Origin of the sequence: Acinetobacter sp. RF14B, from assembly GCF_006864105.1 — a bacterium.
GTDB classification, from domain to species: domain Bacteria; phylum Pseudomonadota; class Gammaproteobacteria; order Pseudomonadales; family Moraxellaceae; genus Acinetobacter; species Acinetobacter lwoffii_C.
Genome location: NZ_SMTB01000097.1, coordinates 1 through 8,928, shown reverse-complemented (window position 1 = coordinate 8,928; position 8,928 = coordinate 1). Strand labels below are relative to the sequence as shown.

12 protein-coding genes are annotated in these 8,928 nt (G+C 45.6%); 7 read left to right on the top strand and 5 right to left on the bottom strand.

All coding sequences use genetic code 11. From position 1 onward, the window contains the following. On the top strand, positions 1 to 909 hold a 909-nt coding region (locus E2K52_RS12180), incomplete at its 5' end, for an MATE family efflux transporter (RefSeq protein WP_151205341.1). Between the two features lie 21 nt (positions 910 to 930). On the opposite strand, the gene E2K52_RS12175 is transcribed toward E2K52_RS12180, so the two are convergent. Next, positions 931 to 1,140, bottom strand: coding sequence for a DUF1737 domain-containing protein (locus E2K52_RS12175; protein WP_151205340.1), 210 nt, complete (start codon positions 1,138 to 1,140; stop codon positions 931 to 933). A gap of 286 nt (positions 1,141 to 1,426) precedes the next feature. Between E2K52_RS12175 and E2K52_RS12170 the strand changes: the two genes are divergently transcribed. Then, positions 1,427 to 2,725 carry an ABC1 kinase family protein gene (locus tag E2K52_RS12170; RefSeq protein WP_151205339.1) on the top strand — a complete coding sequence of 433 codons (1,299 nt, stop codon included), beginning with the start codon at positions 1,427 to 1,429 and terminating at the stop codon, positions 2,723 to 2,725. 360 nt (positions 2,726 to 3,085) lie between these two features. Here the strand turns inward: E2K52_RS12170 and crcB are convergent, their stop codons facing one another. Next, the gene (crcB, locus tag E2K52_RS12165) at positions 3,086 to 3,466 is read right to left on the bottom strand and encodes a fluoride efflux transporter CrcB (RefSeq protein ID WP_151205338.1); all 381 of its coding nucleotides are present in this window, start codon (positions 3,464 to 3,466) and stop codon (positions 3,086 to 3,088) included. A gap of 168 nt (positions 3,467 to 3,634) precedes the next feature. On the opposite strand from crcB, the gene E2K52_RS12160 reads away from it, so the two are divergent. Beyond that, positions 3,635 to 3,967, top strand: a complete 333-nt coding sequence (locus E2K52_RS12160) for a HopJ type III effector protein (protein ID WP_151205337.1) — start codon at positions 3,635 to 3,637, stop codon at positions 3,965 to 3,967. A 70-nt stretch (positions 3,968 to 4,037) separates the two neighbouring features. On the opposite strand, the gene E2K52_RS12155 is transcribed toward E2K52_RS12160, so the two are convergent. Then, a complete protein-coding gene (locus E2K52_RS12155; RefSeq protein WP_151205336.1) occupies positions 4,038 to 4,601 on the bottom strand; it encodes a hypothetical protein in 564 nt (187 codons plus the stop codon). A gap of 180 nt (positions 4,602 to 4,781) precedes the next feature. On the opposite strand from E2K52_RS12155, the gene E2K52_RS12150 reads away from it, so the two are divergent. After that, positions 4,782 to 5,408: a class I SAM-dependent methyltransferase gene (locus E2K52_RS12150; protein ID WP_151205335.1), complete on the top strand. Its 627-nt coding sequence runs from the start codon at positions 4,782 to 4,784 to the stop codon at positions 5,406 to 5,408. On the opposite strand, the gene E2K52_RS12145 is transcribed toward E2K52_RS12150, so the two are convergent. Both E2K52_RS12145 and E2K52_RS12140 read right to left on the bottom strand, forming a co-directional pair. After that, positions 5,405 to 5,992, bottom strand: a complete 588-nt coding sequence (locus tag E2K52_RS12145; RefSeq protein WP_151205334.1) for a hypothetical protein — start codon at positions 5,990 to 5,992, stop codon at positions 5,405 to 5,407. The genes E2K52_RS12150 and E2K52_RS12145 overlap by 4 nt on opposite strands. A 27-nt stretch (positions 5,993 to 6,019) precedes the next feature. Then, positions 6,020 to 6,487 (bottom strand): Holliday junction resolvase-like protein, encoded by a 468-nt coding sequence (locus E2K52_RS12140; RefSeq protein WP_151205333.1) that lies wholly within the window; start codon positions 6,485 to 6,487, stop codon positions 6,020 to 6,022. 123 nt (positions 6,488 to 6,610) lie between these two features. Here E2K52_RS12140 and E2K52_RS12135 point away from each other — a divergent pair, with 123 nt between their 5' ends. From E2K52_RS12135 to E2K52_RS12125, 3 genes are all read left to right on the top strand, one after another. Then, a complete protein-coding gene (locus tag E2K52_RS12135; protein ID WP_151205332.1) occupies positions 6,611 to 7,255 on the top strand; it encodes a ParA family protein in 645 nt (214 codons plus the stop codon). Between the two features lie 124 nt (positions 7,256 to 7,379). Continuing rightward, positions 7,380 to 8,507 (top strand): AI-2E family transporter, encoded by a 1,128-nt coding sequence (locus tag E2K52_RS12130; protein WP_151205331.1) that lies wholly within the window; start codon positions 7,380 to 7,382, stop codon positions 8,505 to 8,507. Between the two features lie 114 nt (positions 8,508 to 8,621). Continuing rightward, the coding region (locus E2K52_RS12125) for a superoxide dismutase family protein (protein WP_171478858.1) at positions 8,622 to 8,928 on the top strand (307 nt) is incomplete at its 3' end.

Genomic DNA, 8,928 nt, shown 5'->3' with positions numbered 1-8,928 from the left:
GCTCTTCGCGGCTATTCTGAAGCCATAGGTTATCCGCGTCCGGTGACTGCCATCAGCCTGCTGGCCCTGATCCTGCTGGTTCCACTGAACTATCTCTTTATGTATGGACTGGGTCCTCTTCCGGCTCTGGGAAGTGCAGGCTGTGGATTTGCTACCGCCATTCTGCAATGGCTGATGTTTATCACACTGGCTCTGTATATTTTTAAGAATAAGGCCTATCACAAGACCCAGCCTTTTAGCCATTGGGAAACAGCTGATCCTTATTGGCTGAAGCGTATTTTAAAACTCGGCTTTCCGATTGGCCTGGCGATTTTCTTTGAAGTCAGCATTTTTAGTACTGCAGCCATTGTCTTGAGTCCTTTGGGTGAAACCATTGTGGCAGCGCACCAGATTGCCATTTCTATCACATCCCAGCTCTTTATGATTCCAATGTCTCTCGCCATTGCTTTGACCATCCGGGTTGGGACCTATTATGGGGAACAGAACTGGCAGGCGATGCGTAAAGTACAAAGTCTGGGGCTGATTAGTGCAACCGTTCTGGCCCTGCTGTCCATGCTGCTGCTCTGGCTGTTCCGTCAGGAAATTGTGGCTCTCTATACTTCAGATGCGGTGGTCACTCAAATTGCCATGTATCTAATACTCTTTGCTATTGCCTATCAGTTGATGGATGGCTGGCAGATCAGTGCTGCCGGCTGCTTGCGCGGCATGCAGGATACCAAAGGCCCCATGTGGATCACCATGATTTCCTATTGGATTATTGCTTTCCCGGTCGGCGTCTATCTGTCACGTTTTAGTGATATGGGTGCCGCCGGGGTCTGGGTTGGCCTGATTGTGGGGCTGACTGTGGCCTGTGTGTTATTGTTGGCACGGCTTTATAGTAATAACAAACGTCTTATCCTGAATTCCTAAAGGTTGTTCAGTGAGGATGCACTAGCAGTCCTGCAGTGCATCCTTTAAACCCTGTGGAATCTCGGAGTCGTCCTTGACCTCTTTGATCACGACCTGCCCGACAATTACTTCCCTACCATTAAAAGTCATGGTTGGGGCACCATACAGCTCATAGCCTTCATTTAAAGCGCGGGTCACCCGCGCACAGAAATGCACATCATCTGTACCGGTAAAATAGCGATAAACTTTCATGGAGTCTTCTTGGCTGTGATAAAGGCTATATTTTAATTTTTTTGCTTTAAAATAATATTCAGAAATAACACCAAGGCTTATTTAAAATAGTGATACCGGACAATTTTGTAAAAACAGGCTAATCACCGAAGATTTTTCAAGCAAATCAATACTGCCAAAGCCGACAAAAAAAATGGAGAATTTGAGAAGCTTTGCAACATATCATCTACAATTAAATGTAGGCAATTGCCCGGTTGTCACCTATGATCAAATACATCCGTTCAATGATGGGCTCGAGGAATCTCACATGGCAAAAACGGCGCGTACCCCTGGTCGACGTTTTATGAAACTTGCCGGAATGACCGCAAGTATTGCAACTAAAACCCTATCCAATTCCATTAAAAATATCACTGCAGATGAAGAGCAGAAAAATGCTGCACGCAGTCAACTGTTTCAGGATATTGGGGTTCAGATTGCCGATACTTTGGGTGAGATGAAAGGCGCTGTCATGAAAGTGGGGCAAATTGCCTCACAATATAAAGATATTTTTCCACCAGAAGTCGCCAAGGCGATTGCCAAATTACAGCGTCAGGCGCCACCAATGCCCTTCCAGGAAATTCAATTCCAGGTCGAAAAAGAACTTAAAAAACCACTGTCTCAGCTTTTTAAAAGCTTTGATGAACAGCCTTTTGCCGCCGCCTCTATTGGGCAGGTTCATAAAGCAGTTTTAACTGACGGACAGCAGGTGGTGGTCAAAGTTCAATATCCAGGTGTCGATGAAGCCTGTGAAAGTGACCTGAAACAGGTTCGTCTGGCCTTGCGTCTAATGGGTGTACTGAAAATTGACCGCAAACTGCAGGATCAGCTGTTTAAGGAAATCCAGCACAGCCTGGACAACGAACTCAATTATGAAATTGAGGCTCAAAATCTGGAAGTTGCCCGGGTCTTCCATGAATCACTAGACACTAAAGTGATTATTCCACGTGTTTTCCAGGATTATTCTTCTCGGCATATCTTAACCCTGAGTCTGGAACAGGGCGAGAGCATGGAAACCGCCAGCACCTGGCCACTGGAAACCCGTAATGCGCTGGGGCGACGTCTGCTTCGAGCGATTGGACAGGAAATTTTCTATCTAAAACGTTTTCACTGTGACCCGCATCCAGGAAACTTTGCCTTCCGTGAAGATGGCTCCGTCATTATCTATGACTACGGTGCTGTAAAAACCTTGTCTACAGAAATCGTAGGCCATTTCAGAACCTTGATTCATGCAGCACGTGAAAAAGATATTGGCGTGATTGAGCAGCAACTGGATGCGCTGCATAGCCTGACGGAAACCGGAAAATTCCCACCTGAACTGTACGAACAATGGCTAGAGGTTTTGTTACGTCCCTTGACCACTCATTACGATTTTGCAGAGAATTCGGCACATCATGATGGTATGGAGCTGCTGAAACCTTCCCTGAAATACTGGGATGTATTTAAGCCTTCACCGGATACCCTGATGGTCAACCGAACCATTTCGGGACAGTACTGGAACCTGATTCACTTAAAAGTCGATGATGACTTAAGTGATGTGTTTGAAGAACTGGTCCCAAGCCGTACTTAAACGGGTTAAAGCGCTGTAACGCCGCTAGACTCTAGCTTACATGCTGTAACTCTACTTCACTTGAAACATCAAGTGTTACTTTATAACATTTTAGGTGATCAAGAAAAGTTTAGCTTATGCGTTCAGATCTTCCTCCGAGTATCGAGAAGTTCTCTTGCATCATCCCTATGCAGATGGGCATTTTTTGACCGGCAGCACCATGAATTCACGCCCGCCCCGTAAAGAGGAAAGTCGTGGGGCCAGGGTTAATAAATGTTTTGTCCGTTTTAAACGCAGTTAAAACCAGTTGCTCCATAACGTTTTTCTAGCGTTTTCAGATTGTAGTTTTGTCAGGAAATGACCTCCAATTTCCTGACTTTTTTATGTCTGGTTCAACATCCAGTCACTCAGATAAAAACCTACAGTCAGAGCGGTTAGGCCCAGCAACAGGCTCGAAAACATATACAGGAGCGCCATTGAGATGGCTCCCTGCTTCAAGAGCTGAAAACTTTCCAGGCCGAAACTGGAAAAGGTAGTAAAGCCGCCCAATAGGCCAACCATTAAAAATAAACGGGCTTCCTGCTGCAAAGCCGGATATTTCTGACTGTATGCCAAAAAAATACCGGTACAAAGACAGCCCAAGATATTCACCCACCAGGTAGGCCAAGGAAACTGCATCTGCGGTTTAAAGAGCCAGAGTCCTATGCCATAGCGCAGACTCGCCCCGATTGCACCCCCCATGGCGACCCAAAGCCAGTTCATAGCTGCTCCATCCCTTGCATTTTCATCTTTATTTTCCTCTGCTCTTATACCCGCTGCGGACAGACCAACTGCTTTATCTTGCACCGAACGTATTATAAACACCATCGAGATTCAGGAAAAATGCTATATTGACACCGTTGGATTAGGCTTAAAAATCAGGTGGGGCAGATGGCGCAAAATTTACTAGCATTATTGACTGCGGGTGAAGCACAATTCTCGGATGTGATTGCATATATTGATGCACGTTATACCTACACCCCGACCGCATTTAAGAATGGTCAACAGCAGAATGCGGCCAATGAAAACCAAGGCAGTGCCAAAGTGCTTTCCTTTGCCCGGTTTCATGGTCTAAATCAAGCTCAGACTCTCAGCCTATTCGCTGAACATTATACGTCTGTACTGCTTAGTCCTGAAGCAACTGAGCACCAGAATATACGCCAGTTTATGCAACACGGCTGGGATGGGGTTCAGTTTGAAGCGGAAGCCCTGGCTAAAAAATAAATCATGTTTTATTAAAAAACCACTCATGAAGAGTGGTTTTCAGATAATTTAAAGTGAAATAATGCTGCGCTTAGCTTCGATTCACTTTTTCAATCCACTGGATCGAACTTACGCGAAAAACCTCACAGGCGCCATCACCGGTATCGGTCGGGGTTAAAGAGGAGGTCCAGACCAGCTCTTTATCGCGCACTTCAACCAGTTCTCCTTGCAAGCGCACCAGATCACCGCGTTTCACCTGTTTAATAGCTTTGGCAATCGTTGGATTGGCTGGAATAATATGCATATTGGAAACCATTTGCATGGCTTTTTCCGTAGGCACAGGCACACGGTCCATTTTCCAGTTTAAATAACGGTCATATTGATTCACGCTAATATGCCGGGCAATTTCGGGTTCGGCAAATAATCCCCAGCTCACTGCATAATCAATGGGAGAGAATTTGGATTGCGGATCATCATTATATATTTTGGAACCCAAAATCCGGAAATCCCCTTGAAATGGCTGTAAAGCAGAAATGGACTGCCCTTGTACCATCGGCGGCAAGCCTTTGGCAATATTATGATCGATCGAACTATAGGCTGACATCGGCAAAATAAGACTGGCCAATAACAAACCGGGTTTCAAGTACTTGAGCATAATTCTACATCAATTCCATTCAGTATTTTTAAAGCAACTACTTTCGATATTACGGATTTTTTACTGGAAAAATAGTTGCACTTGGTAACAGGCTGATGCAATTTGGTCAACTCACAACCATGTTGAGAATCGATTATTTCAGTTAATCTACTGGTATTTTTAAAGCTTATTTAAATATCGATGTTCTATAAATTTTATCAACAACATGTTTTTCCGCATCTGCTCAATCAGGTCATGCAAACGCCCTCACTGATGGATCTGCGCCGCGAGTTATTGCTTGGTGTCAGCGGTGATGTGCTAGAAATCGGCTTTGGTAGTGGCCTGAATCTGGCTTTTTATCAGCAAGTGGAACAGCTCTATGCACTGGAGCCAAATCTGGCAATTTTTCAGCTGGCACAAGACCGGATTCAGCATGTGCCTTTTCCAGTAGAGCATATACAGGCCAGCGCCGAAGCGCTGCCTTTTGCCACACATGGTTTAAATAATATTGTATCAACCTGGACCTTATGCAGTGTTCCAGATTTAGCGCAAAGTTTGCGTGAAATCTATCGGGTTTTAAAACCGGGTGGACGTTTGCATCTGGTCGAGCATGTATTGAACCGGGAGCATCTGAATATTCAGCGTCTACAGCATCTGCTGACCCCGTTACAAAAGAAAGTAGCGGATGGCTGTCATCTGAATCGTGATATTGAGCTGGCGCTGTTAGAAACAGGTTTTGAGCTGGATGAGATTCAATATCAGGAGGCCGCAGGAATTCCTAAAATTGGTCAGCGGATGCTACTGGCACGTGTACATAAACCGTTTTAGTCCAAACGCTCAACCGCATTGAGGCGAAATAAACGGCATTGTGACGAATTTTGGCTACCCAGCCCCACATAAAATTCCTGCTGGTTTTTGGCGTATTTAAGTGTAATCCAGTCGCCCTGGATCCGGATCCGCTGACCGGCCTTAAAACGGCGGATTTTATCGGCAACAGCTTCACTGGAGGCAACCACACTCAGACTGCTCAGTGTGGGCGGTATAGGTGCAGAATCAGCCTGTACCGCATCCTTGAGATTAACTTCAAAGCAGCGTTTGCTTTGTTTAAGCTCCCAAGACTTTAATGCTGCCATAGACGTTTCAGGCTGCGCCAACAGCAGATCAATATTACTTATATAGGCCAGATCGTTAAAACTGCCCACTACAGGACTAGCAGGATGAATCGTCCGGCGCTCAGGCCCATAATATTTTTTGGAAATAACCCGATATTCAGCTTCATGGGCTTCAACTGGCTCAACCTGAAAGTTCTTGAGTATGCCGGCTTGTTCCAGATGTGGAATCGCGCGGAAATATTCGGACCAGATCCAGAGTCCCAAGGCAAATAGGGCTGCCGCAATAAGAAGTTTATTCATCAGTCACAAGACAGGCTGGCCAAATGGTTAATCTTCAAAATTAATCCGGACAGTTTCGAAACGCACGCGTCCGTCCTGAATCGCCCGGGCGATCGCCTGCTGTCCCTTGGTCAGCCGTGCTCCACCACTTTTAATGTCAATCAGCACCACTTCAATATCCTCAACCAGTCCATCGCCATCACGAAAAGCACTATAGCCATCAAAAACCACATAGTCCACCGGATCGCCCAGAAACTTGGCATCACTCGGCAGATACTGAAATTCTGGCATAATCGGTGCCATCTGCTCGGCCATTTTCCCTTTTAGCACTGCCCGGCTGGTATTGACACTACGTTTTTGTGCTGCAGCCAGCGCCTGTTGATGTTCCAGTTCCAGCTCGGCAATATACTGCTCATATTCGGCTTTAATTCGGCCATTTCGTGTCTGGCCTAAGATCAGGGTGGTCAATACCACTCCAATACAGGCACCAATCAGCATGGCCAGCGTTATGGACATTCCATCTTCCTAATTGACTTAATTTTTCCTATCTGCATTCGACTGAAGTTGAGTTTATCGATCATTTGCAAGCCTGAAAAGAATGATATGCTAGGCGAGAGCAGAATAAAATCATCTTGAGTCATGAAAACAATTTTAGTTGCGAATCAGAAAGGCGGCTGCGGCAAAACCATTACAGCCATAAGTTTGGCATCAGCACTCGCACAAAAAGGTTATAAGGTCGCCCTCGCAGATGCCGATAATCAGAAATCGGCCTTGCAATGGCTCAAGCAGCGTCCTGAACATGCAGCTCCGATTCGCTCCCTGGACTGGCGCAATGTCAAGTCGATTGGCGATGTCCCCAAACAGATAGAGTATCTGGTCATTGATGCCCCCGGTGCATTGACTGAAGACCATGCCCAACAGCTGGTCAGCGAAGCGCATGCCATCATCATACCGTTACAGCCTTCTTTTTTTGATATTGATTCCACCCGCCGTTTTCTAAAACATTTACAGGATATAAAACGGATTCGTAAAGGAAAAGTTGAAATTTTACTACTGGCGAACCGTGTCAAGGCCCAGAGCGCCCATCAACAGCATATTCAGCAGTTTTTTGACAAGATTGATCAACAGCCTGTTGCCTGGATTTCTGAACGTACCGTGTATAGCCGTTTGGCAATGGAGGGTCTGTCTGTATTTGATAAAAACCAGAAAATGTACCGTGAAGTACAAAATCAGTGGCAAAACGTATTAAACATGATTATTGATGATCCGGCACAGTGGTTCTAAGATGCCACACTTTCTAATATGACTTTCATTAAATAATCGCCCTATCTTGAGCGGTGTACATTTGCCTGCGCTTTTTTTTCAGTTAATATGCTGGCTATGGTCTAAAAATGAGTCATAAAATTCAGTGCAACAGTACGCGCCTACACTACAAAAAGTCTTATTATTTGGATTATTTTTTATCCTGATTTTTTTGAGTTTTCATATACTCAAATATTTCATCATCCCTGTAGTTTGGGCAGCAATTATTGCCTATATGACCTGGCCGCTGTACCAGTCCGTATTACGCATGTGTGGCAACCGTCCCACGCTCAGCTCAGCCATCATGATTCTGGCCGTGATTCTGGTGTTTGGCCTGCCGTTTATCTTTGCGATTTTCATGTTACAGCATGAGGGCCGTAACCTGTATTTTGAATTGCAAAAGCAGGTTTTTTCAGGCCGTCTGGATGTTCCTGATTTTATCCGCCAGCTGCCTTTTGTCGGTAAAGAAATCAGCCGTACTTTAAATGAAATCAACACTGACCCCAACAGTATCGCCCTGTCTATTTCTAGCTGGATTCAGGGCCATTTGAATTACGGTAAAGTCGTACTGAATGAAATTAGCAAAAATGTGTTTAAGCTGTGTTTTGCCGTTTTGTCGATGTTCTTTTTTTATCGTGATGGTCACACCATTTTAAATCAGGTACGTAAAGCGTTTGAAATGGTGGTCGGTCCCCGTATTCATCATTATCTGGCAACGATTTCAGCGACTACACGCGCGGTAGTCTACGGCGTCGGCCTGACGGCCATTGCCCAGTCTATGCTGGCGGGGTTAAGCTATTTTGTCGCTGGGGTACCGAATCCGATGGTGCTGACTATTGTGACCTTTATTTTCGCTCTGATTCCTTTTGGTCCGCCAGTGGCCTATACCGCTGTTTCCCTGTGGCTGTTCTCACAAGGTCAGACCATTGAGGCGATTGGAGTCATGGTTTGGGGAGTCTGTATCGTCAGTACCGCAGACAACGTCATCCGTCCTCTGGTCATTTCTGGGGCAACCCAAATCCCCTTCTTATTGATTATGTTTGGCGTATTGGGTGGTATTGCCAGTTTTGGTCTGGTCGGGATATTTATCGGACCGGTTATTCTAGCTGTCCTGCTGGCCATCTGGCGGGAGTGGCTGCATGAAACCAATCATCAGGAAGCCCTGCTGATGCCTAAGGCCACCATGGCACATGATATTGACCCGGACGTGGATGAGACACCTAAAACTCCTTAAACATCAGCTATTAAACAAAATAAAACATTTAAGTACTGATTGTATATAGTCCTCTTGATATTGCTCTGATTCAATAGATGGACAAAAACGGAATAATGATCAGGATGCCAATTTATGTCTTCATTCTTTAAAGTAACAACGCTTTGCGCTCTAGGTGCGGTACTTTTTACAGGCTGTACCTCAAATGATATTTCAACCGAAAATGTCAGAACGGTCAGCATGCATGCAGTTTCTGCCCAAGGAATGGGGGAGTCTGTGGGTACGGTTTTGCTCAGTGACAGCCCGACAGGTCTGGTCATTCGTACTCACCTGAAACAGCTTCCGGCAGGAGAACGTGGCTTCCACGTTCATGAAAACGGTTCATGTGCGCCTGCTATGAAAGATGGCAAGATGGGCGCAGCGCTGGCGGCCGGCAGTCATT